Here is a 22,757-nt window from a genome sequence, read left to right on the forward strand (position 1 = left end):
CTTATGACGCTTACACATAAAGCTTACTTATGAAAAGAACAGACGCTTCCAGGCATAGTGATGATCAGCAACACTACGATGTGCTTATTGTCGGTGGAGGAATGGTGGGTGCAACGATCGCCTGCGGCCTTGGCCAACAGGGAATAAGGGTTGCCGTATTCGACCATACTGAACCATCCCCATTATCAGCTGATGCCCTGCCCGAGTTGCGCGTGTCTGCTCTCAGCACAGCCTCTGAAGAGATTCTTCGCCAACTGGGAGCATGGTCACATATGCAATCCATGCGTATGGCACCCTATCGACGTATGGCCGTGTGGGAGAAACTGCACTCTGCCTTTGGAAAAGAGATAGGCTCCAGGGCAAACCGGGTTGTGTTTGATGCCAAACAGATTAATCACTCACAGCTGGGTTTTATCGTTGAAAACCGGGTTACTCAATTAGGCCTGTTAGAAGCTATCAAATCTTATCCATCCGTCTCTTTGTTCTGCCCGGCCAACATTCAAAAAATTCATACTTCTGCGGCTCCCCCTATGATTGAGTTGTCCGATGGACGTCGCTTTTCTGGTGACCTGTTAGTGGGTGCAGACGGTGCCAACTCACGGGTTCGCCAAGCTGCGGGGCTGGCCATGGAGCAACGGGACTATGAGCAACAATGTCTGGTTGCAACGGTTGAAATTACCGGAGGCTGTCAGGACATTACCTGGCAGGCCTTTACCCCGACAGGTCCAGAGGCCTTTTTGCCACTACCGGATATTAACGGTAGAAGTTTCGGATCTATTGTCTGGTACAACCATCCGGAGAAAATTCGACAACTACTGGCACTCTCCAGTGAGGCATTCATTAAAGAGCTGAAAACCACATTCCCTGCTGAGCTACCTGAAGTTATCCAGCTTCACGAGCGTGGAGCATTCTCCATTGCCCGGCGCCATGTTACTGAGTATTTCTGTCCGGGTGTCGTTCTTGCCGGAGATGCAGCCCACACCATAAACCCTTTAGCGGGACAGGGTGTAAACCTGGGTTTGCAGGATGCTGCCTGGCTGATTGAAGTTCTGGTTGAAGCCTACAGGGCAGGTGAAAACCTGGGAAGCCAAGAGGTTCTTACCCAGTATGAAAAGGCAAGGCGAAGGGATAATGCATTAATGATGAATACGATGGATGCTTTTTATCATGTTTTCAGTAATCAGAGTAAACCGCTGCAACTTCTACGGAATCTCGGCCTGACGATAGCTGGCAGGCTGTCACCAGCGGTCAATCAGGTGATGAAATATGCCATGGGGCTTTCTGGTAAACAGCCAAAATTGGCCGCAGGCAAAAAAATATAAATGATAAATTGCTATAGGGGATTGAAAAACATCTGAAAAGAGAAATACACGGATTGAACTTCGTAAAACCCTGATGCACCTCTGTGTGTTTGAGGCATAAGATGGTTTCTGCACTATTGATGACAACACAGCTTGGGGAAGCAGATGATGAGAACTATGATTTCAACCGGTTTCAGACTCACGGCCATGGCTTCTCTGGGATTCTGGTGGGCCTGGTTGATGGCTGGTGCCGCTTATTATTATACGGTTGAACAGGCTTCCTTGTGGTCCTCATTTACATCAGGTGCGGGTATTGGTCTGGTAATCATGGTTTGTGGTGTGTTCAGTGCAATGATCTCTGACTCTCTGCACTGACAGCTCAGTCACATATCCCTGTCAGTAAATAGCCCTGCTTACGTGTTGCATTGATTATTGTTGGGCTTTTGCCAATTACAGGATTGCTGATAAACAACAGTTACACATGAAGACAGCCTTAATTTATAGCGCGCTCACCGTGTTACTGACTCAGGCTTCCTTCGCAGAAACCTCCCCTTCAGAAATGGTCCGGCAATTGGGGGCGGGGATCAATATCGGCAATGTAATGAGTGCCCCTCAAGAAGGAAACTGGGCAAAGCCGATAGAACCGTTTTATTTTGAAGATATCAGAGCAGTAGGATTCGATCATGTTCGTATCCCTGTCCGCTGGGATCAACACACCGATCAATCTCCACCCTATCGCATAGACCCGGACTGGTTGCTTCGCGTAAAAACCGTTATCGAATGGGCACAGGACGAAGATCTTAAAGTGGTTCTGAATGCTCATGGCGAGCATTGGTTTATAGAAGCCTGTGGCAAAAGAGAAGAGTTCTACTGCAGCCCGGAAAACTGGCAACGCATGCTGGCCATTTGGGCTCAGATCAGTGCTTACTTCAGTGACCAGCCTGATGCACTGCTCTTTGAGTTAATTAACGAGCCCTATTTTCACCTTAGTAAAAAGGTCGTCGACAAACTTAATCAAGAGCTATTGGCTATCGTTCGGAAACATAACCCAACAAGAAATGTTCTGATTACCGGGGGCGGTGCAAACTCCATTCATGCTCCCATGCAAATAGACCCTGCCTTTATACAGTCTGACCCCCACCTCATAGCCTGGTTTCATTACCACTGGCCCAATACGTTCACAAAATATCCTGAAACTAAAAACTCACAGCCCACATGGGGTACGGGTGAAGACATCGCTTTTCTGGAAGATAATTTTTTACGGGTAAAACAGTGGGCTGACCAGCATCAAATCCCAATTTATTTGGGTGAGTACGGTGTAAACAATTCATCTGATCCGAGAAGCAGAGCTCTCTATTTTAAGAAAGTCAAAGAAACCGCCAAAAGTCTGGGTTTTGCGGATGCCATCTGGTGCGCAGGCCCTAAAGCCAAAAAAGTAGTGTACTACCGCGAAAAGCGACAATGGGATAAAAATTCTTTAGATGGTTTATTTTCTGATTCAGAGCAATAAACTATACGACTAACATAGCTTGATATATCTTAAAATCGCACAACACCCTTGTTGCTCATAATTTCATTCTCGGCTCGATATCAGGCATATTCTTGTGAGCCTGAGTACCTCTAATTGACTACTTTCTCTGGCAAACTGGCATGTCTATCATTCCTTTAAAAAACTGGGTTATCTGCCTTAGCTTCGCCATTTTTTCCTCCTCTCCTTATGCTACACCACCCACGAGTTTTTCCGGCGCCAAGCGCGAGGCCGCCAAAATATACGACAAAAACCTTATTAGTTTTTACTGTGGCTGTCCGATCAAAAAAGAAGGAAAAAAACTGGTCCCTGACCTTCAGGCCTGCGGTTATTCCGTCCGTAAGCAGGAAACCAGAGCAAACCGGATCGAATGGGAACACGTCGTTCCTGCCTGGGCATTTGGCCATCAGCTGCAATGCTGGCAAAAGGGAGGTCGGAAAAACTGCAGTCGTAACAGTCCGGAATTTCGAGCAATGGAAGCAGATCTGCATAACCTGGTTCCGGCGATTGGGGAAGTGAATGGTGACCGTTCTAACTACCGTTTTGGTGTGCTGAATAACCCTCCAAACTATTACGGCCGCTGTGACTTCCATGTTGACTTTAAAGCCCGTGTTGCCCAACCTCCCGAAAATCAACGCGGCAGTATTGCACGAACTTACCTCTATATGTCGGATAAATATAAATTCAAACTCAGTGACAAAGAAAGAAAGCTCTTTGAAGCGTGGAACAAAATGTACCCGGTTACCTCCTGGGAGTCCGAACGTAACCAGCAAATCAGTGAAATCCAGGGTTGGGGAAATCCATATATTGATACCCGTTCAGAGGGCTAACTGGTAAGGCTATCAATAGAAACCAATTCCTGATTGTACCGAGCCATAAGGAACAAGCTGCAAAAAGCACTATTCCTAGCTCTTGTCAGTCGATGTGGTCAAAGCATCATCCAGTGATACACAGCATCATAGCTTTTAGAACAAGAAAGATACTTGCTATCATGACGGATTTATTATCAGTGTCCTGAAACAGGTTAAAGCATGGCGGAGCAGATCATTATTGGCGACGATGGAGTTGAGCGTCAGTCCCTGAGAGCGTATACAGAGAACGCGTACCTGAATTACTCCATGTACGTCATCCTGGATCGTGCGCTGCCTCATATCGGGGATGGCCTCAAACCTGTCCAAAGGCGCATCATCTATGCAATGAGCGAGCTTGGCTTAAAGAATACCGCCAAGTTCAAGAAGTCTGCCCGAACCGTGGGTGATGTACTCGGTAAATTTCATCCACACGGTGATAGCGCTTGTTACGAAGCCATGGTATTGATGGCACAGCCTTTCTCCTATCGCTACCCGCTGGTAGATGGGCAAGGAAACTGGGGCTCGCCTGATGACCCGAAATCATTTGCCGCCATGCGTTATACCGAGTCCCGTCTCACTAAATATGCTGACTCATTACTGGGTGAGCTTGGCCAGGGGACCGTGGACTGGGTCCCAAACTTTGACGGAACACTGGAAGAGCCATCGATACTTCCTGCTCGTTTACCAAACCTTCTGCTGAATGGAACCACGGGTATAGCCGTCGGTATGGCAACAGACATACCACCTCATAACCTTCGTGAAGTGGCCAACGCCTGTATTCACCTGCTGGAAAACCCCAAAGCAGGCGTTGCCGAACTTTGTGAGCATATTCAGGGGCCTGATTTTCCAACGGAAGCTGAACTGATTACCCCTCGATCAGACCTGATCAAAATGTATGAGTCGGGCAGGGGATCCTTAAGGATGCGAGCGGTCTACCAGCAGGACAGTGGTGATATTGTAGTGACTGCACTGCCACATCAGGCATCTGGAGCGAAAGTTCTTGAGCAAATCGCAGCGCAGATGCAAGCCAAAAAACTGCCAATGGTCGCTGACCTGCGCGATGAATCCGATCATGAGAATCCGACTCGTCTGGTTATCGTTCCCAAATCCAATCGGGTAAACATCGAAAGCCTGATGAACCACCTGTTTGCAACAACTGATCTGGAAAAAACCTACCGGGTTAATATGAATATGATCGGTGTTGATGGACGCCCACAGGTTAAGGCTCTCGATAAAATGCTGGGAGAGTGGCTTACTTGGCGGAGTGAAACGGTACGTCGTCGTTTACAACACCGACTGGATAAAGTGCTCAGCAGACTTCATATTCTTGAAGGCCTGATGATCGCCTTTTTGAATATTGATGAAATTATCGAAATTATTCGTACAGAAGATAAACCCAAAGCTATTCTGATGGAACGGTTTGGTCTTTCTGATATTCAGGCTGAAGCCATCCTTGACCTCAAATTGCGACATCTGGCCAAACTCGAAGAAGTAAAGATTCGTGCAGAACAGGATGACCTAGAGCAGGAGCGCAATTCACTTGAGCTAACCCTCGGATCAGAAAGACGTCTTAAGACGCTTATAAAGAAAGAGATTAAAGCAGATGCTGAAAGTTTTGGCGACGACCGTCGTTCTCCTATTGTCGTAAGATCTGAAGCTCAGGCATTATCACAAACAGATTTAATGGTCTCTGAGTCTGTTACCGTAGTACTGTCAAATAAAGGCTGGGTGCGATTCGCTAAAGGTCATGATGTTGATCCATTGACGCTTAACTATAAGTCTGGAGACGGTTATCGCTTATCTGCAAAAGGACGAAGCAATCAAACCTCTGTCTTTCTCGACTCTACCGGGAGAGCTTACTCCATTCTGACCCATACGCTTCCTTCGGCAAGAGGGCAGGGTGAGCCATTGACCGGACGAGTCAGCCCTCCATCAGGCGCAACCTTTGAAGGTTTGTGTGTTGGTGACTCCAGTGATTGTTACCTGCTAGCAAGTGATGCGGGTTATGGCTTTATTGCTCAGTTTTCAGACATGGTCAGTAAAAACAAGGCGGGAAAAACCCTGCTGACGCTGCCCAAAAATGCTCATGTACTGACTCCAATACCAGTAAGTGGCAACAATCCCATGCTGGCAGCAATCACTAATGAAGGAAGAATGTTAGTGTTCCCATTACAGGACCTTCCAAAGCTTGGCAGGGGAAAAGGAAATAAAATTATTAATATTGCTTCTGCTCGTGCGGCGGATAGAAGTGAGCTCATGACCCAGCTTGCCATCATCAATGACAATGATGCACTTACACTCTTTGCTGGAAAACGCCATGTTACTTTAAAAGCCACAGACCTTGAGCATTATCGTGGCGAGAGGGGAAGGCGTGGTAATAAGCTTCCCAGAGGCTTTCAGAAAGTGGATAAGGTTGAAGTTGTTTCTGCAGGGTAACCTGCAGAATTTATTTGTAAGCGTCTTTTCGGATAAGCCTTTCAAGGCTTATTCCGACGACCTTCCCCCATGAAAGAATGTGCTCGTTGAAAAAGCATTGTAAAAATTTGTTCTAATTATTGATTCCACAGCCACCCAGTATCATCTGGCAGACACTTTCTGTATAAGCTTCCACATCCTCAGAATCAAGGTCTTCCTTACCCAGAACAGAAGCAACCTGAGGCCCGTAGTCGACGTAGTATTGAGTCGTTGCCCAGATGGTAAATAAAAGATGGACAGGATCAACCGGCCTCATCTTACCCTGCGCAATCCAACCGTTGATAACCTCAGATTTTTCCTGAATCCAGTCATTAAAAGGCTGCAAATGGTCTTTAATATGCTGCCCCCCATGCAGTATTTCACTACTGAATATACGGGATGCATTTGAGTGAGCCAGCACATATTTCATTTTGGCTCTGATAAACTGCCTTAATGCAGTTGCAGGATCATCATCTGGATTAAGACCACTGAAAACAGACTGCCATAGCTCCATAATGTGATTTAGCACAGCACCGTATAGCTCAACCTTACTATTGAAATAGTAGTGCACATTAGCTTTTGGTAAACCTGCTCGATGGGCAATATCGCGTATGGACGCACCTTTAAAACCACTGGCTACAAACTCATCTTCTGCGGCTTGAAGAATAATTTGAATGTTTTTCTGCCGGACCCGACTATTTTTCAATCCTGCTTGATCTGTTTTTGAGGGTGATGGTTGCATACTGAATACCGTACCTTGCATTGATTATACTCGATTTGAATATAGACAAGGGACGGGCTTTTTCCACGGCTTGATAAAAAACGACAGTATTCAAATAAAAAATACTGTCGTTTTAATGAAACTATGCGAACAATAATCTATCGATGTAATTAAGCGTTATCAAGATCGCGGTGCATATTCAAAGACATCCGAGTGAATATACTCAGCCTTAAAGTTTTCCGCTACCAGTGCATCAAAAGTTGCATAAACCATCTGTGGCGATCCGCTGATATAGATTTCACTACCAATAATAATATTTTTGTCGTCTATCACTGCTTCCAACAGAAGACCCTTCCGACCCTTCCAGCCATCTTCGTCAAGAGCATCACTGACCACTGGGTGGTAGTGAAATTGAGAAGACGCCCAATGAACTGGAAGATTCGGCATATAGAACCCTTCTGGCGAACGAGCTCCCCAGTAGAGGTAGATATCTTTATGCCTGGGCTTTTTCAGCGAGAGCTCAATCATACTTTTCATCTGGGCAAACCCAGTACCGGCAGCGATAAACACCAGCGGTTTATCGGGAATGCTTTCAAGAAAACACTGACCTTTTGGCATTCTGATTGAAACACTGCCCTGCTCAAGCTCATTGAATAACTTGATGGAATTAGCGCTGGAAGGCAACTTTTGAATATGTAATTCCAGCTCCTTTTGCATGGGAGCCGGAGGGCTGGCTATTGAGAACGCGCAGGCTTCGCCACCTGCCAGGAGAACCTCAAGGTACTGCCCCGCTCGATAGTCTGGGATATAACCCTGATGAGGTTTGAGGATAACGCGGTAAATACCTTCTGATAGCAATTGAAGATCTGAAACCTGGCAAGACTGAGTGGAAACTTGGTTGATCTGCACGAATACCGCTACCTCTAAAGCTCAAAGCTTCAGGAGCCCTTAGCTTCCTGAAGCTACATAAGTGTTACTCATCAATGCCAAGCTGATCCCAAATATCATCAACCCGATGCTTTATGGCATCTGTCATCGAAATGGCTGTTCCCCACTCCCGGCTCGTTTCACCTTCCCACTTGTTGGTAGCATCAAAGCCGACCTTTGATCCCAACCCTGCAACGGGAGAAGCAAAATCCAGGTAATCAATGGGTGTGTTTTCAATGAAGACTGAATCTCTTTTTGGGTCCATACGGGTCGTCATCGCCCATATCACATCATTCCAGTCTCTGGCATTGACATCATCATCAGTGACAATCACAAACTTGGTGTACATAAACTGTCGAAGGAATGACCAGACACCAAGCATAACCCGCTTGGCATGCCCCGGATACTCTTTGCGCATGGTAACGACAGCCAGTCGATAAGAGCAACCCTCTGGTGGCAAATAAAAATCAACAATTTCAGGAAACTGCTTCTTGAGAATGGGTACAAATATTTCGTTAAAAGCCAAGCCCAGTATTGCTGGCTCATCCGGAGGGCGTCCTGTGTATGTGCTGTGGTAAATGGGATTACGTCGGTGTGTCACACATTCAACCGTAAATACCGGGAATGACTCAACCTCATTGTAATAGCCGGTATGATCGCCATATGGCCCCTCATCCGCCATTTCTCCAGGATAGATAAAACCTTCAAGAACAATCTCAGCACTGGCAGGAACCTGCAGATCGTTAGTTCGACTTTGGGTTAACTCTGTCTTACTACCCCTTAACAAACCCGCAAACGCATACTCTGATAATGAATCAGGTATCGGTGTAACAGCACCAAGAATTGTTGCAGGATCGGCTCCTAAAGCCACTGATATCGGAAAAGGTGTATCCGGGTATTTTTTCTGCCAGTCTCTGAAATCAAGGGCTCCACCTCGATGGGACAGCCAGCGCATGATCAATTTATTCTTACCAAGAAGCTGCTGACGATAAATCCCCAGATTCTGACGCTCTTTTTCTGGACCACGGGTAATAACCAGAGGCCAGGTAATCAACGGTGCAGCATCACCTGGCCAGCAAGTCTGGATGGGCAGACGGGTCAAATCGATATCATCACCTTTCAGTACTACTTCCTGACAAGGTGCCGATTTAACCACCTTTGGTCCCATGTTCAGTACCTGCCGGAACAGAGGAAGCTTTTCAATGGCATCTCTCAATCCTTTCGGTGGATCAGGCTCTTTAAGGTATGCCAGCAGTTCACCAACCTCTCTCAGTGCGCTGATATCCTTCTGCCCCATTCCCAGAGCAACCCGCTTCTGTGTGCCAAACAAGTTCCCCAGCACTGGCATATCAAAGCCTTTGGGGTTTTCAAACAATAGGGCGGGACCACCTTTTTTCAAGGTTCGATCACAGATTTCTGTCATTTCCAGAATCGGGTCCACTTCAAACTTGATGCGCTTGAGTTCACCCTGTTTTTCCAGCTGGTCAATGAAATCCCGGAGATCCTTATATTTCATGGTAACTATTCAGCACCCAGCAAAGGCGTATTGTTGTAATTTCGAACCGCTTTAAGAAGCGCCTGAAATATGTTCAACCCCTGCTTTTTAGCAGATGATAAATAGCTTCGGATTCGGGTAAACATGGTACCTCCGTCTTCGCTTCTGAAGCAGCCTGAGATCTTCTGCTTAAGTTTGGCCATCCTGGCATCACGTTCACTGCCATTGTTATCGAAGGGAATTGAAAAGTCCGACATGAAGCGCAACGTTTCAACCTTAAACTCAATAAGCCTTTTGAACAGGTTGTAGGCCTTGGTATTCCTGACCTTCTTACGTCCAAGCACCTGTCGTTGTTTTTCCATATAAGCGGTTTCCTTCGTGAGAGCCCTTTGAAGGATTTGGTCGTATATCGTCTCAATGCGAAGCTGTATTGCACCAGGCATTTGAGTCAGACCGGCTGCTTTGTATTTCTTGCAGAAGTGCCAGGAGAGCGTAAGCAATTTCATCAGCCGCAGAGCCAGCTTATTCGCATCCCTATCGACAACTCCCTGAAGCTCTCTCAGATGATGGGCATTACAAAGCACATGCACTGCCGCATAGGCAAAGTAGGACTTCCAATGATCGTGAACCAGAATGCCTGCAAAAGTCAGCAGGATGCCCATTGCATCCATTGCTTCACAACCTCGCCTTTCTGAGAGGTAGTAAAGCGTCCATTGGTCATCTCGCATAATGTGTAACCACCACAGTGAACCGTCAACCCGCATGCCAGTTTCATCCGCTCCTGCAACCGGACTTTCTTGTAAAGCATCGCGGATACTCTGCTCAGTAGAGGCCAGGTTCTCATGGGTATAGGCAACAAAATTGGCAACAGAGCCTGCGCTGACACTCATGCAATAAATAGTATTGAAATACTCAGACACCCGGTGATATGGGATGAAGTGATACTGGTTTAAATGAACAGCCATTGCCTGAGTCACTTCTCCGTATTGAGCAGCGGCTTTCACTCCTTGGGGAAACTCAGCGGTGTTCCGTTTACCACAAGGACATACTTTAACGTCTGCCCAGTACGCGGTAACTTCAAATTCTCCGGGTCTACCTGGATCAAAAACCTGTCGCTCAATGTATTTGGTGGGTTTAATATCGATAAGCGAAGACTGGCAACAGCAACATTTTTCAACCTTCAGATGCCTGACATAATCGGGTAAGGCGACACGTCTCAAACAAGAGCCTTGATGACCTTTCTGGCCACCTGGTTTATTGCCTGAAGATGGTCTAAGGCTTTTGGGGTTCGGTGTTTCCTGTGAGGAGCAGGGGGCTTCTTTGGAAGATGTATCACCTTTATCACTCCCTTTTTTACTGGGCTTTTGATAACCATCTGACGATGGTGGCTTACTACTGTTTTGACTGTTTTTATTAACCCTTTCTTCCAGTTCGCTGCAACGTTCCCGTAAAAGCGCATTCTCGGTCCGAAGCTCTTCATTCTCTTTAAGGAGAGCTTCGGTAAACGGAGTAGCTGGGAAGTCTGGTTCCATACTGGAGATTTGTTAGAAAAATTGAGTATAAGATGATGGTCGAAAAATCAGAAAATTCCAGATTTATATGAAGGGTGCTGAATAGTTACATTTCATGAAAATTTCTTCTTTGGCTCTGGGCAACTTTACCCTGGGTGGTAAAAGCTACTTCGGTTGAAACAGATGATAAAGAGGTTATTGCGGTCTAATGATGAGGGTCGAACAGTAGAAGCTTTCCTTTCACAGTATTCTCGGCCCGGAAAATTAACGTACCGAAATATCATGATCAAAGCCTGACTATATGATTACGAAATGGCTCACTGGAAGAAACAGGCTTGCAGGAAGCTTTTGGACTTACCCCTGCGCAAAGACTGTGATAGTGATAAAACGACATCCTTCTCACAGCCCTTCCTATAGGAATAACAATTACTTCCGTTTCATGGACTGGAAGAACTCATTGTTCGTCTTGGTGTGTTTCATTCGATCCAACAGGAATTCAATCGCCTGAATTTCATCCATTGGGTGAAGGATTTTACGAAGAATCCACATACGCTGAAGCTCTTCTTCGGTTGTCAGCAGATCTTCACGACGAGTACCTGATTTGTTGATACCAATAGCGGGGAACACACGCTTTTCAGCTGCCCGACGATCAAGGTGGAGTTCCATATTACCGGTACCCTTGAATTCCTCAAAGATTACCTCATCCATCTTGGAGCCAGTATCAACCAGTGCTGTTGCCAGAATCGTCAGACTACCACCCTCTTCAATATTACGGGCAGCACCAAAGAAACGCTTTGGACGCTCAAGAGCATGAGCATCAACACCACCAGTAAGAACCTTTCCGGAAGAAGGAATTACTGTATTGTAAGCACGGGCCAGACGGGTAATAGAATCGAGAAGAATCACAACATCTTTCTTATGCTCTACCAGACGCTTAGCCTTTTCCAGCACCATCTCGGCAACCTGAACATGACGGGAAGGAGGCTCATCAAAGGTAGAAGCCACAACTTCGCCACGGACGGAGCGGGACATTTCAGTTACTTCTTCCGGGCGCTCATCAATCAGCAGAACAATCAGGTAGCACTCCGGATTGTTGCGGGTAATGTTTGCTGCAATATTTTGCAGCATCAGTGTTTTACCCGCTTTAGGAGGCGATACAATCAGACCACGCTGACCTTTACCAATAGGGGCTACCAGATCGATAATTCGAGCGGTTAAATCCTCTGTTGCGCCATTCCCCATCTCCATAGTGAGACGGTCTTGAGGAAATAACGGCGTAAGGTTTTCAAAAAGGATTTTATTGCGGGCGTTTTCTGGTTGGTCAAAATTGATTTCATTAACCTTAAGGAGGGCAAAATATCTTTCGCCTTCCTTAGGTGGACGAATTTTCCCGGAAATTGTGTCACCCGTTCTCAGATTAAATCGGCGAATCTGGCTTGGGGAAACATAAATATCGTCAGGTCCCGCCAGATAAGAACTATCAGCGGAACGGAGAAAACCAAAACCATCCTGGAGGATTTCCAGAACACCATCACCATAAATATCTTCACCACTGCGTGCATGGCGTTTAAGTATGGTGAAAATTACATCCTGCTTCCTGGAACGGGCAAGGTTTTCAAGACCCATTTCATTCGCTATCGCCAGAAGTTCAGGAACAGACTTTTTCTTCAGTTCGGTAAGATGCATAACCAGTAGTTTGCGAATGTTAAATTGAAAGGTAAGTGGCCGTTGTCTTTGCAGGAAGATCAGAAAGTGTTTGGCTTATTATGATAAAGGACAGCTATGTATTGATTGATGCCTGCGAGTGTTTATAACGGCTGCCCTGTCTGGGCCATATCCCTGAGGTCAGAAGATTCCTGACAGCCCTGTGAAATTACAGTCTATATCCTTTTCTGGAAAATAATCAAGAATAAAGGCTTCGTCAACTGAATTGATTTAAAAATTTAATCAATGGATATGAATATGGAGGCCAGACAGGTGGCTGTAACAGTCCGTCACAACCACCAATCACCACACCAGCAATTACAGATTACTGTCCAAAAATGCGGTCAGCTGTGATTTAGACAGGGCCCCCACTTTCGTAGCTTCAACGTTGCCGCCTTTGAACAGCATCAGCGTAGGAATACCACGAACGCCATATTTTGGTGGCGTTGCCTCATTCTCATCAATGTTCAGCTTGCAGACGGTCAGTTTGCCATCGTAGTCCTGGGCAATTTCATCAAGAACGGGGGCAATCATTTTGCAAGGACCACACCATTCAGCCCAATAGTCAACCAGCACCGGACCTTCCGCCTTCAGAACCACTTCTTCGAAGGAGTCATCTGTCACTTTGACAATTTCGCTCATGGAATGGATCTCCTAACCATGGTACTTAGATAGTACTTAAAAGTGTTTAAAGTAAACTCAGGAGCCTTGACCGAGGGCATGCCAAACTGACTGCCAAAAGGTATCACCGGCCCAGAACTGATTTATTATGCCTGATTCATGGAATTTTGTGGCTTTTTTTTCTATAAAAATGCCATAAATCAAGGAGGCTATAGGAGTACCATATAACTCAGACCTGTTTTCAGCCGTCAATGCAGCTTCGACTTATGCCCAAAGGATTTCAAGTTGCTAGGCTGGGGGTAAAAGAGAGAAGCCTCAGGAGCTTAGACAAACTCAGTGACAGGGTTGGGCAATTGCAACCAACAAAATAGCAATTTGAAAGGCGATGGGTATAGACAGAATAACCAATAAGATTTGTACGCATAACTCTATTAAAGTTAACTTTCTAACATCTGTTATGCTCCGGTCTGCAACTCAGTATTGTCATTTTGACGAGATAAGGGTTGATGACACTGAAAAATATAACGTTTTCAATCTATTAGCTATGAAATACCATGACACAACAAGGGCGTGAACAGTCCAATAGTCTACCACTGGTAGCAGCCATAGACCTTGGTTCAAACAGCTTTCACATGATCGTAGCCAGAGTGGATCAGGGTGAAATACGACCCGTAGAGAGGCTGGGCAAGAAAGTTCAGTTAGCGGCAGGGCTCAACCAGCACGACGAGCTCACGGCTGAAGCAATGAAGCGGGGCTTCAGTTGTCTGGAGCAGTTTGCACAATACCTCTCTGGCAATACCTTTCAAGCTGTCAGGGTCGTGGGTACCAATGCTCTACGTAAAGCCCGAAATAGTGATGTTTTTGTTGAGAAAGCCCAGTCTATTCTTGGTTATCCCGTTGAAATTATTGCTGGAAGGGAAGAAGCACGTCTCATTTATCTTGGTGTAGCCCAAACTCAGTCTGATGATAATGAGCGCCGTCTGGTTATGGATATCGGCGGAGGAAGTACCGAATTCGTTATTGGAGAACGTTTTGAGCCAAAGCTAATGGAAAGCCTTCACATGGGCTGCGTAGTATTTACCGATCGCTTTTTTGGGACTGGTGAGCTAAGCCCCCAACGATTTCAATCAGCATATTATGCTGCACGGCTTGAGCTGCTGAATATTGAGCAGTCATTCACCCGGCTAGGCTGGGTTGATGCCGTGGGTTCATCAGGCTCAATCCGTGCCGTCAGTGGTATTCTTCAGGCCATGGGGGAGGGTGAAACCATCACTCGGGATAGCCTTGAGATGCTCAAACAGAAAGTCCTGAAATTCAACCAAATCGGTCTTGTTCGCTTCCTAGGGCTCAAACCCGATCGTCAGGCCATTTTTCCAGCTGGGTTGGCCATTCTTATGGCTGGATTCGATGCCCTTAGCATTGAACGAATGTATTACTCTGATGGAGCGCTCAGAGAGGGTGTTTTACACGATATGCTCGGTCGAGATCGTCATGAAGACGTGCGGGAGCGAACAATAAATGCCTTAATGAGTCGCTATCATGTTGATGAGCAACAAGCCTTCCGAGTCATGACTCATGCCCAAAACTGTTTTAGGATGGTATCCGATGCTTGGGAGCTGAACGAAGGAGATCTTGAGCTACTATCATGGGCTGCCAGAGTATGCCAGATAGGACTCGATATATCCCATACACAGTACCATCGTCATGGGGCTTACCTAATTGATAACTCTGATCTCATGGGATTCAGTAAAAGAGAACAGCAGCAACTGGCTCTATTAGTCAGGGGGCACAGGCGCTCAATATCCAAATCGTTACTATCTGGATGGCCAAAAGTAGTATCTCGCAGGTTAATGCGCCTGATTATACTGCTTAGAGTTGCAAATGTGCTGAGTCATGGCCGCGACGATGATGCCCTGCCAGAGTATTCCATGGGTGTATCCGGCTCCAACATCTCCCTGTTCTTTCCGGATGGGTGGATAGAAAAGCACCCTCTAACAGCAGCAAACTTTGAATCAGAGCGAAGTTATCTGGCAAAAACAGGTTTTAAGCTAGTTGTGACATAGCTCTCTCGATTTACACTTTTCTAGCAACTCATGAAAGCTCAAGTTTTTTCGGGTTTGCTACGAGAATCAAAGTTAAGGTCAATCTCTCGATATTCCTCACGATCTCTGGTCAACATAATCACTGCACCATCAATAAGGTTGGTGCAGGCATCATGCACGTGGGCGCTGTCATTCATTAGAGAGCTGGCCATAAATGAGTCAACCTGGTTGGAACGAATCAGCTCATTCAGCTTCTTATTCATTTGCTCATCCTGCTCTCTCAATTCTTGTTTTAACTGTTCTGCATGCTGCCTAATGTGGTCATAATTTCGGCGAACGCCCAACAAATCAACAAGTTTTAAAACAGACGCGAGGCAAAGTCTGAGCTGATTATACTGATGTTTTATCTGTTCATTATCTGAATAAAGATACTGCCCCATATTTTTGTATATATTCTTAACATGCTTGATCGCCTGTACAAAATCACGACAGGCAACCTTAAGCGCAAATAGCTCCTGCACCTGCTGTCTGGGTAAATTTCCCTCAATAGCACCCGAGTAGTGAATAATATCCGCATAAACTCCTTTGATATGACGAATATACAGCTCTTTAATCGACCAGGGCTGCTCATCACGCACCCAGTTGTTGACCAATTCCGTTAAATTATCCGCCTCCCTTAGCTTGTCACCAGTGAGGTATATCCCATAACAGATCAGCTCAAGAGTATTCCTATACAAGTGGTCACACTCTCTGGTCAATGCTCTCAGCGCGGCATCAGGATAACTTAACGCTGCGGGTGATAAATATCTTGCTCGATGAATTTCAGGGTTCTCTTCATTAGCAAGATTAAGATAAGACTGCTTGGCAGGGTCGACAAAGAGCATTTCCAACCAGCGAACAAGTAGCTTGAGAAAAGGGAGCTGTATCAATATGCCAAGGATATTAAAAATACTGTGAAATAAAGCGAGCTTCAATGTATGGTCATCTGGTTCAATTTGTATAGCGTTTGCGATAAAGTCAACAAGCACTTTCAACTGAGGCAGCAACAAAATAGCCAGAGTTGCTGTGACAACATTAAAGGCAATATGTGCTACTGCTAATCGTTTACCGGCAGCATTTGCACCTATAGCTCCCAATACTGCCGTTATGGTTGTCCCCATATTTGAACCAATGGCCAATGCCAAACCATGATCATATGTCAACTGCCCAGTAGCCAATGCTGAGAAGGTAAGAACCATGGTAGCATTGGTTGATTGCATGATAATGGTCGCCAGAATACCAAAGAATGTGAATACCAGAACTCCCTGAACCCCATCCATGGAAAAGCTACTGAAATCAATGACATTCTGAAAAGCTTCAAAGCCTTCCTTCATGTAATGAATTCCAAGAAAAAGAAAGCCAATACCAAGTAATATGTAGCCTAACCCACTGAAATTTTTCTCCTGCTGCGTCCTTAAAATCAGGCCGAAGACTAATAGTGGCATTGCATAGGAAATCAGCTTCAATTTCATTCCATACAAGGCAACTAGCCAAGCACCGACAGTGCTGCCTAGGTTTGCTCCGAATATAATCCCAACGCCTGCAGTCAAACCAATCAGGCCAGCACTGAGAAAAGAGATAACAATGACCGAGACCAAAGAACTTGACTGCAAGACAGCAGTGGTTGTAATACCGAAGGTTAAACTTTTCCACAAGCTATCAGTAGTCTTCTTCAGAAGACTCTCCAGAAAGCCACCAGTAAAGACCTTGAAGCCCTTTTCAAGGTAAACCATTCCAAGAAGAAAAATGACGATACCAGCCGTTATTACCTGTAGCTCTGCACTAACCCAAAAGCCATAAATCAGCAATAAAAGAACAGTTGGTAAGAAAAAGCGTCCCAGCATACTCATCATTCATGTATCTTGCTTGCTAAACAATACGCCCCGTTTATAAATTCAGGACCACAAACTTCTTATCGACTGAAAGTCTGGTTCACTCAAATACCATTACATCAAAAACCAACGACAAGAGGATAAGCGAGGAGGCAGGACTATATTCATGGCATAGGGAAAAGAAACGAGAGCAGGGTATTTACAAGGCACATGAGACTTCATAGAAAATAGCGAAAATCAGGATTTCTCAGAGAGATAGGCAGTGAAGGCTCATGAATAGTCCAATATCAAGCGTAGTATTAGCTTGTAAGGTGGCATGTCCAAAATAAGAGCAGCCCGTATACCAATACTCCTGATAGAGGAAACTGATACTCAACAAAAAAATTATTGGGATCACTAAGCTAAAGGATTCCTTGCCAATTAAACAAAATACATTATTTTTATTCCTATTGACCAAAATGATGTTTGATAAAGCTTTTTTGGTGACCATATATACCCGTAAACGAAAATGGCAAACATTACTGTCCTGCATAACAGGAACACTACAATCACTTATGATCCAAACCGACTGTCTTGATGTGATATTACGAGACTCAAACCGCCTAACATTTCCATAACCCGAGGATATACAATGAAATTTCTAGATGAGTTACATCATCGGCTGGGTAGTAAATCCCGGATTCGCTCTTTATTTAAGGACGTCAGCATTAAAGATCTAGAAAAGATACTGGATCGTTTGAAGGAGGTTCATGAAGAGAAGTTGCAACTAAGAGTAAAAGAGGACGCAAAGCGCCAAAAAAAAATGACAGATATAGCCGCTATTCAGAAGGAAATGGCTGAGCTCGGAATCACACTATCTGATCTTGATACCATCAATGAGTCTGGTAAAAACAGTAAACGTCGGCGAACAGTCGCCAAACATACTTTTCAATATAAGAATGCATCTGGGGAGAAAGTTCTCTGGGAAGGTTCAACTACAGGCCGACTACCAAAAGATTTTCAGGAGTATCTCGAAAAGAATCAAAAAAAGCGGATTGAGTGCATAGTTAAGTAGTATATCGGGCTCTGCTGACAATATTTGCTCCTAGCAGAACACACTGCAGCCCAACTAAATCTGTTGCAGATGGGTGACCATTGAGCGAATCCAGAGAGTCAGGTCATCCATATCTTCAAGTAACAAAAGCAACAACGCCATATCCAGAGGATCCAGGCCTCCTTCATTTCGGAAAACTTCACCTTTGAAAGCCGAGATCATGTCCCTCAACTCATCCACATCACCCCTTACTTCCTGATGAACATCCATCATTATTTGAGATTGTTGTTTTCGGAAACCAGCCAAACCATAACGATCCTGCTTACTGATTCCAGACTTCAAGCTCTGAACGGTTCCAGCAAAATGCTGATTTAACCGTTTCATAGAATTTTTTAGTTCTTTTGTGAGTTCAGGAGGTCTATAGGTTAGCCGCTCAGCCATTCTGCAGATCAGGTGTGATAAATTATTCTGAGTCTGTAGCAGAGATAAAATCAACCCCTTGGGAGGTGCTGTCAGCGTTGGCTGATTCAGTCTGGTCAAGACCTCCTGCTCAAGCTTTTCCACTGTGAGCGGGAACTCAATTAACCATTGAGGCCTTTCATGCCACTGGTTGCCGGGAGCTAACCGGCTCTGCAACTGCCTGCTTAACAAAACCAGAGCATCTAAAACCACCTGTCGATGCTGGCTTAAAGGCTTATAGGCAGAGCCCGAAAAAAGGCTGGTGAAAGTCGTAAGATCCATACAGATCTTATCGACTCAGAATATCACCTGATTAGGGCAAATTACGAACCAGCAATGAGTGGGTATTTGGCAAAACACCTTCAGGCTTTGGTATTTTTACAAAGTGGCCTGACCCTGGCGCAACATCAACACGCTCACCACGACGATTCTCCAAATGCTCCAAGTTAAATACGTAGTTGCCTTTTGGGGTCATCAGTTCCATGGTATCCCCCAGCTCAAAGCGGTTTTTGACCTCAACCGTTAGCTGCTGATCGTCAAATTCAATGATTTCACCAACAAACTGCTGCTTACTTTCACGGGAGTTACCGGTTTCATAATTCTGATACTCATCGTGAACATGGCGACGATAAAAACCTTCGGTATAACCTCTGTTGGCCAGGTTCTCCAGAGAGTCCATCATCCCCATATCAAAAGGAATACCTGTCATAGCATCATCAATAGCTTTGCGGTATACCTGAGCGGTTCTGGCTACATAATAAAAAGACTTGGTACGCCCTTCGATCTTGAGGGAGTGGATACCCATCTCAGTAAAGCGGCGAACATGCTGAACAGCCCTGAGATCCTTGGAGTTCATGATATAAGTACCATGCTCATCTTCAAAAGCAGGCATATATTGATCCGGACGCCCCTTTTCCTGCAGCAGGAAAATATTGTCTGATGTTTCACCAGCACCCAGGGTTGGCGTCACTATTTCGGGACTACCAATATTCAATCCACCACTAACCGGGATAACATCGCCACTCTCGGTCTCTTTGGCTTCATGAGCCTGATACTGCCAGCGGCAGGCATTCGTGCAGGTTCCCTGATTCGGGTCTCTTTTGTTGATATAACCGGAGAGCAAACAACGGCCCGAGTAAGCGATACAGAGCGAACCATGAACAAAGACCTCAATCTCCGTATCGGGGCACTCTTCCCGGATCTCCTGAATCTCCTCAAGAGACAGCTCTCGGGACAGAATAATCCGCTCAACACCCTGCCTGGCCCAGAATTTTACGGTTGCAAAGTTAACCGCATTCGCCTGAACAGAGAGATGGACTGGCATATCCGGCCAGGTTTCACGCACCATCATAATTAAGCCTGGATCGGACATGATCAGTGCGTCAGGCCTCATGGCAATAACAGGCTCCATATCACGTAGATAGGTTTTTACCTTACTGTTATGAGGCGCAATATTGCTTGCCAGATACAGTTTTTTACCCAGGGCATGAGCCTCATCAATGCCCTTTTGCAGATTGTCCAGTTGTAACTATTCAGCACCCTTCATATAAATCTGGAATTTTCTGATTTTTCGACCATCATCTTATACTCAATTTTTCTAACAAATCTCCAGTATGGAACCAGACTTCCCAGCTACTCCGTTTACCGAAGCTCTCCTTAAAGAGAATGAAGAGCTTCGGACCGAGAATGCGCTTTTACGGGAACGTTGCAGCGAACTGGAAGAAAGGGTTAATAAAAACAGTCAAAACAGTAGTAAGCCACCATCGTCAGATGGTTATCAAAAGCCCAGTAAAAAAGGGAGTGATAAAGGTGATACATCTTCCAAAGAAGCCCCCTGCTCCTCACAGGAAACACCGAACCCCAAAAGCCTTAGACCATCTTCAGGCAATAAACCAGGTGGCCAGAAAGGTCATCAAGGCTCTTGTTTGAGACGTGTCGCCTTACCCGATTATGTCAGGCATCTGAAGGTTGAAAAATGTTGCTGTTGCCAGTCTTCGCTTATCGATATTAAACCCACCAAATACATTGAGCGACAGGTTTTTGATCCAGGTAGACCCGGAGAATTTGAAGTTACCGCGTACTGGGCAGACGTTAAAGTATGTCCTTGTGGTAAACGGAACACCGCTGAGTTTCCCCAAGGAGTGAAAGCCGCTGCTCAATACGGAGAAGTGACTCAGGCAATGGCTGTTCATTTAAACCAGTATCACTTCATCCCATATCACCGGGTGTCTGAGTATTTCAATACTATTTATTGCATGAGTGTCAGCGCAGGCTCTGTTGCCAATTTTGTTGCCTATACCCATGAGAACCTGGCCTCTACTGAGCAGAGTATCCGCGATGCTTTACAAGAAAGTCCGGTTGCAGGAGCGGATGAAACTGGCATGCGGGTTGACGGTTCACTGTGGTGGTTACACATTATGCGAGATGACCAATGGACGCTTTACTACCTCTCAGAAAGGCGAGGTTGTGAAGCAATGGATGCAATGGGCATCCTGCTGACTTTTGCAGGCATTCTGGTTCACGATCATTGGAAGTCCTACTTTGCCTATGCGGCAGTGCATGTGCTTTGTAATGCCCATCATCTGAGAGAGCTTCAGGGAGTTGTCGATAGGGATGCGAATAAGCTGGCTCTGCGGCTGATGAAATTGCTTACGCTCTCCTGGCACTTCTGCAAGAAATACAAAGCAGCCGGTCTGACTCAAATGCCTGGTGCAATACAGCTTCGCATTGAGACGATATACGACCAAATCCTTCAAAGGGCTCTCACGAAGGAAACCGCTTATATGGAAAAACAACGACAGGTGCTTGGACGTAAGAAGGTCAGGAATACCAAGGCCTACAACCTGTTCAAAAGGCTTATTGAGTTTAAGGTTGAAACGTTGCGCTTCATGTCGGACTTTTCAATTCCCTTCGATAACAATGGCAGTGAACGTGATGCCAGGATGGCCAAACTTAAGCAGAAGATCTCAGGCTGCTTCAGAAGCGAAGACGGAGGTACCATGTTTACCCGAATCCGAAGCTATTTATCATCTGCTAAAAAGCAGGGGTTGAACATATTTCAGGCGCTTCTTAAAGCGGTTCGAAATTACAACAATACGCCTTTGCTGGGTGCTGAATAGTTACGTCCAGTTTAAAGTCGTTATTACGGACTCTCAGACTATAGCGGGGCTGGCCAGCATAAACAGCGTCTGCACCATAGGCAAAAGCAAAGTGCATATTCTTCAGTGTTCCCGCTGGCGAAAGGAGTTCCGGTTTCATCATGACCTACAGCTGATGTTCTTGAATGGCGCGCATTATAACAGTGCAACCGGAATGCAACAGTAGTGAGAGACCCCAGATCCTAAGCGAAACGGAGGGGATGGTTCGTTTTGAACCTAGACAGAAATATAAATAGAGAGAAAAGCGCAACGGAAGGGAGTGGCGGTCCGTATCAGTTTACTTGATACGGACCAGAGCAAAGCAAACAAGACTTACTTGATCTTGTATTCCTTGTACTCAACGTGCTTGCGAACAACTGGATCATACTTCTTGAACACCAGCTTGTCAGGCGTATTACGCTTGTTCTTGGTGGTAGTGTAGTAGTGACCAGTACCTGCGCTGGAAACCAGCTTGATCTTCTCGCGAATACCTTTAGCCATGATTTATGCTCCTGCTAACTTAGAATTTTTGACCGCTAGCGCGCAGATCAGCCAGAACGGCATCAATGCCTTTCTTGTCGATGATACGCATGCCTTTTGCAGAAACACGCAGGCGCACAAAGCGCTTTTCGCTTTCAACCCAGAAGCGCTTGTGGTGCAGGTTAGGCACGAAGCGGCGACGAGTTTTGTTCTGAGCGTGGGAAACGTTATTCCCGGTAACCGGGCGCTTGCCGGTAACCTGACAAACCTTGGACATGTGGATGGCCTCTCAAACCAAAAATCCAGCCATGAGGCCGGAAAACTTAACTGAATTCCAGTGTCTGCTTCGGGCAGATCTGCCCATGGTTACAGAGTCAAGAGACCTTCAAGACTCATCAGCAGCTACCCTCATACAAAGATCGGGCTTTATACCAGAGTTGGACGCCTCTTGCAAATTCCCTGAAGGCTACGGATTATGCTTAGAACCCCGCAAAATCAGCAATCCCAAGGCATTTAAACCATTTCTCGTCTATGTTGTCAGCAAAGCCAGACTGACATTTTTAATGTAACCAGACACTTTATTTAAAGGCTCTTTGTAAAGTGCTCTTTGCAAACAGAGCAA

General features: G+C 45.7%; 18 protein-coding genes and 2 pseudogenes. 8 read left to right on the top strand and 12 right to left on the bottom strand.

The window, feature by feature from the left end:
• The first annotated feature begins 29 nt into the window (after nucleotides 1–29).
• The 5 genes from ACOCLE_RS20545 to parC all read left to right on the top strand — a co-directional run bounded on the left by ACOCLE_RS20545 (nucleotide 30) and on the right by parC (nucleotide 6,116).
• Nucleotides 30–1,322, top strand: coding sequence for an FAD-dependent monooxygenase (locus ACOCLE_RS20545; protein ID WP_419534035.1), 1,293 nt, complete (start codon nucleotides 30–32; stop codon nucleotides 1,320–1,322).
• A 144-nt stretch (nucleotides 1,323–1,466) separates the two neighbouring features.
• Nucleotides 1,467–1,676, top strand: a complete 210-nt coding sequence (locus ACOCLE_RS20550) for a hypothetical protein (protein ID WP_419534036.1) — start codon at nucleotides 1,467–1,469, stop codon at nucleotides 1,674–1,676.
• 106 nt (nucleotides 1,677–1,782) lie between these two features.
• Nucleotides 1,783–2,811, top strand: a complete 1,029-nt coding sequence (locus tag ACOCLE_RS20555) for a glycoside hydrolase family 5 protein (RefSeq protein ID WP_419534037.1) — start codon at nucleotides 1,783–1,785, stop codon at nucleotides 2,809–2,811.
• A 140-nt stretch (nucleotides 2,812–2,951) separates the two neighbouring features.
• Nucleotides 2,952–3,659: an endonuclease gene (locus ACOCLE_RS20560; protein ID WP_419534038.1), complete on the top strand. Its 708-nt coding sequence runs from the start codon at nucleotides 2,952–2,954 to the stop codon at nucleotides 3,657–3,659.
• Between the two features lie 201 nt (nucleotides 3,660–3,860).
• A complete protein-coding gene (gene parC, locus ACOCLE_RS20565; RefSeq protein ID WP_419534039.1) occupies nucleotides 3,861–6,116 on the top strand; it encodes a DNA topoisomerase IV subunit A in 2,256 nt (751 codons plus the stop codon).
• Between the two features lie 112 nt (nucleotides 6,117–6,228).
• Here the strand turns inward: parC and ACOCLE_RS20570 are convergent, their stop codons facing one another.
• The 6 genes from ACOCLE_RS20570 to trxA form a co-directional block, all read right to left on the bottom strand.
• A complete protein-coding gene (locus ACOCLE_RS20570; protein WP_419534040.1) occupies nucleotides 6,229–6,840 on the bottom strand; it encodes a TetR/AcrR family transcriptional regulator in 612 nt (203 codons plus the stop codon).
• 195 nt (nucleotides 6,841–7,035) lie between these two features.
• Complete coding sequence (locus ACOCLE_RS20575) at nucleotides 7,036–7,764, bottom strand: NAD(P)H-flavin reductase (protein WP_419534041.1); 729 nt, start codon at nucleotides 7,762–7,764, stop codon at nucleotides 7,036–7,038.
• Between the two features lie 64 nt (nucleotides 7,765–7,828).
• Nucleotides 7,829–9,298, bottom strand: a complete 1,470-nt coding sequence (gene ubiD, locus ACOCLE_RS20580) for a 4-hydroxy-3-polyprenylbenzoate decarboxylase (RefSeq protein WP_419534042.1) — start codon at nucleotides 9,296–9,298, stop codon at nucleotides 7,829–7,831.
• Between the two features lie 5 nt (nucleotides 9,299–9,303).
• Nucleotides 9,304–10,809, bottom strand: coding sequence for an IS66 family transposase (gene tnpC, locus ACOCLE_RS20585; protein ID WP_419532963.1), 1,506 nt, complete (start codon nucleotides 10,807–10,809; stop codon nucleotides 9,304–9,306).
• A gap of 405 nt (nucleotides 10,810–11,214) precedes the next feature.
• Entirely contained in the window at nucleotides 11,215–12,474 is a 1,260-nt protein-coding gene (gene rho / locus ACOCLE_RS20590) for a transcription termination factor Rho (RefSeq protein WP_419534043.1), read from the bottom strand.
• A gap of 336 nt (nucleotides 12,475–12,810) precedes the next feature.
• On the bottom strand, nucleotides 12,811–13,134 hold the full coding sequence (gene trxA / locus ACOCLE_RS20595; protein WP_101745329.1) for a thioredoxin TrxA: 324 nt from the start codon (nucleotides 13,132–13,134) through the stop codon (nucleotides 12,811–12,813).
• Nucleotides 13,135–13,760: 626 nt separating this feature from the next.
• Between trxA and ACOCLE_RS20600 the strand changes: the two genes are divergently transcribed.
• The gene (locus ACOCLE_RS20600) at nucleotides 13,761–15,176 is read left to right on the top strand and encodes an exopolyphosphatase (protein WP_419534044.1); all 1,416 of its coding nucleotides are present in this window, start codon (nucleotides 13,761–13,763) and stop codon (nucleotides 15,174–15,176) included.
• Nucleotides 15,177–15,214: 38 nt separating this feature from the next.
• Here ACOCLE_RS20600 and ACOCLE_RS20605 read toward each other — a convergent pair whose 3' ends face one another.
• On the bottom strand, nucleotides 15,215–17,038 hold the full coding sequence (locus ACOCLE_RS20605; protein ID WP_419534045.1) for a Na/Pi cotransporter family protein: 1,824 nt from the start codon (nucleotides 17,036–17,038) through the stop codon (nucleotides 15,215–15,217).
• A 619-nt stretch (nucleotides 17,039–17,657) separates the two neighbouring features.
• Between ACOCLE_RS20605 and ACOCLE_RS20610 the strand changes: the two genes are divergently transcribed.
• Nucleotides 17,658–18,080, top strand: a complete 423-nt coding sequence (locus tag ACOCLE_RS20610) for a hypothetical protein (protein ID WP_419534046.1) — start codon at nucleotides 17,658–17,660, stop codon at nucleotides 18,078–18,080.
• 54 nt (nucleotides 18,081–18,134) lie between these two features.
• Here ACOCLE_RS20610 and ACOCLE_RS20615 read toward each other — a convergent pair whose 3' ends face one another.
• Nucleotides 18,135–18,443: a hypothetical protein gene (locus tag ACOCLE_RS20615; RefSeq protein WP_419534047.1), complete on the bottom strand. Its 309-nt coding sequence runs from the start codon at nucleotides 18,441–18,443 to the stop codon at nucleotides 18,135–18,137.
• A gap of 388 nt (nucleotides 18,444–18,831) precedes the next feature.
• A pseudogene (gene yegQ / locus ACOCLE_RS20620) lies at nucleotides 18,832–20,040 on the bottom strand (tRNA 5-hydroxyuridine modification protein YegQ); the annotation flags it as partial.
• A 91-nt stretch (nucleotides 20,041–20,131) separates the two neighbouring features.
• Here yegQ and tnpC (ACOCLE_RS20625) point away from each other — a divergent pair.
• The gene (tnpC, locus tag ACOCLE_RS20625; protein ID WP_419532963.1) at nucleotides 20,132–21,637 is read left to right on the top strand and encodes an IS66 family transposase; all 1,506 of its coding nucleotides are present in this window, start codon (nucleotides 20,132–20,134) and stop codon (nucleotides 21,635–21,637) included.
• 4 nt (nucleotides 21,638–21,641) lie between these two features.
• Here the strand turns inward: tnpC (ACOCLE_RS20625) and ACOCLE_RS20630 are convergent.
• The 3 genes and pseudogenes from ACOCLE_RS20630 to rpmB form a co-directional block, all read right to left on the bottom strand.
• Nucleotides 21,642–21,779: pseudogene (locus ACOCLE_RS20630) on the bottom strand (U32 family peptidase); the annotation flags it as partial.
• A 209-nt stretch (nucleotides 21,780–21,988) separates the two neighbouring features.
• Nucleotides 21,989–22,156 (bottom strand): 50S ribosomal protein L33, encoded by a 168-nt coding sequence (gene rpmG / locus ACOCLE_RS20635; protein ID WP_034834535.1) that lies wholly within the window; start codon nucleotides 22,154–22,156, stop codon nucleotides 21,989–21,991.
• A 19-nt stretch (nucleotides 22,157–22,175) separates the two neighbouring features.
• Nucleotides 22,176–22,412, bottom strand: a complete 237-nt coding sequence (gene rpmB, locus ACOCLE_RS20640) for a 50S ribosomal protein L28 (RefSeq protein ID WP_066013568.1) — start codon at nucleotides 22,410–22,412, stop codon at nucleotides 22,176–22,178.
• Nucleotides 22,413–22,757 lie beyond the last annotated feature (345 nt).

The organism is Endozoicomonas sp., assembly GCF_965196975.1.
Classification (GTDB): domain Bacteria; phylum Pseudomonadota; class Gammaproteobacteria; order Pseudomonadales; family Endozoicomonadaceae; genus Endozoicomonas.

Bases quoted from the DNA above. Each gene is read 5' to 3' on its own strand.
- ACOCLE_RS20545 (WP_419534035.1), top strand. From the start codon at position 30: ATGAAAAGAACAGACGCTTCCAGGCATAGTGATGATCAGCAACACTAC.
- ACOCLE_RS20550 (WP_419534036.1), top strand. From the start codon at position 1,467: ATGATGAGAACTATGATTTCAACCGGTTTCAGACTCACGGCCATGGCT.
- ACOCLE_RS20555 (WP_419534037.1), top strand. From the start codon at position 1,783: ATGAAGACAGCCTTAATTTATAGCGCGCTCACCGTGTTACTGACTCAG.
- ACOCLE_RS20560 (WP_419534038.1), top strand. From the start codon at position 2,952: ATGTCTATCATTCCTTTAAAAAACTGGGTTATCTGCCTTAGCTTCGCC.
- parC (WP_419534039.1), top strand. From the start codon at position 3,861: ATGGCGGAGCAGATCATTATTGGCGACGATGGAGTTGAGCGTCAGTCC.
- ubiD (WP_419534042.1), bottom strand. From the start codon at position 9,298: ATGAAATATAAGGATCTCCGGGATTTCATTGACCAGCTGGAAAAACAG.
- tnpC (WP_419532963.1), bottom strand. From the start codon at position 10,809: ATGGAACCAGACTTCCCAGCTACTCCGTTTACCGAAGCTCTCCTTAAA.
- rho (WP_419534043.1), bottom strand. From the start codon at position 12,474: ATGCATCTTACCGAACTGAAGAAAAAGTCTGTTCCTGAACTTCTGGCG.
- trxA (WP_101745329.1), bottom strand. From the start codon at position 13,134: ATGAGCGAAATTGTCAAAGTGACAGATGACTCCTTCGAAGAAGTGGTT.
- ACOCLE_RS20605 (WP_419534045.1), bottom strand. From the start codon at position 17,038: ATGCTGGGACGCTTTTTCTTACCAACTGTTCTTTTATTGCTGATTTAT.
- ACOCLE_RS20610 (WP_419534046.1), top strand. From the start codon at position 17,658: ATGAAATTTCTAGATGAGTTACATCATCGGCTGGGTAGTAAATCCCGG.
- ACOCLE_RS20615 (WP_419534047.1), bottom strand. From the start codon at position 18,443: ATGAAACGGTTAAATCAGCATTTTGCTGGAACCGTTCAGAGCTTGAAG.
- tnpC (WP_419532963.1), top strand. From the start codon at position 20,132: ATGGAACCAGACTTCCCAGCTACTCCGTTTACCGAAGCTCTCCTTAAA.
- rpmG (WP_034834535.1), bottom strand. From the start codon at position 22,156: ATGGCTAAAGGTATTCGCGAGAAGATCAAGCTGGTTTCCAGCGCAGGT.
- rpmB (WP_066013568.1), bottom strand. From the start codon at position 22,412: ATGTCCAAGGTTTGTCAGGTTACCGGCAAGCGCCCGGTTACCGGGAAT.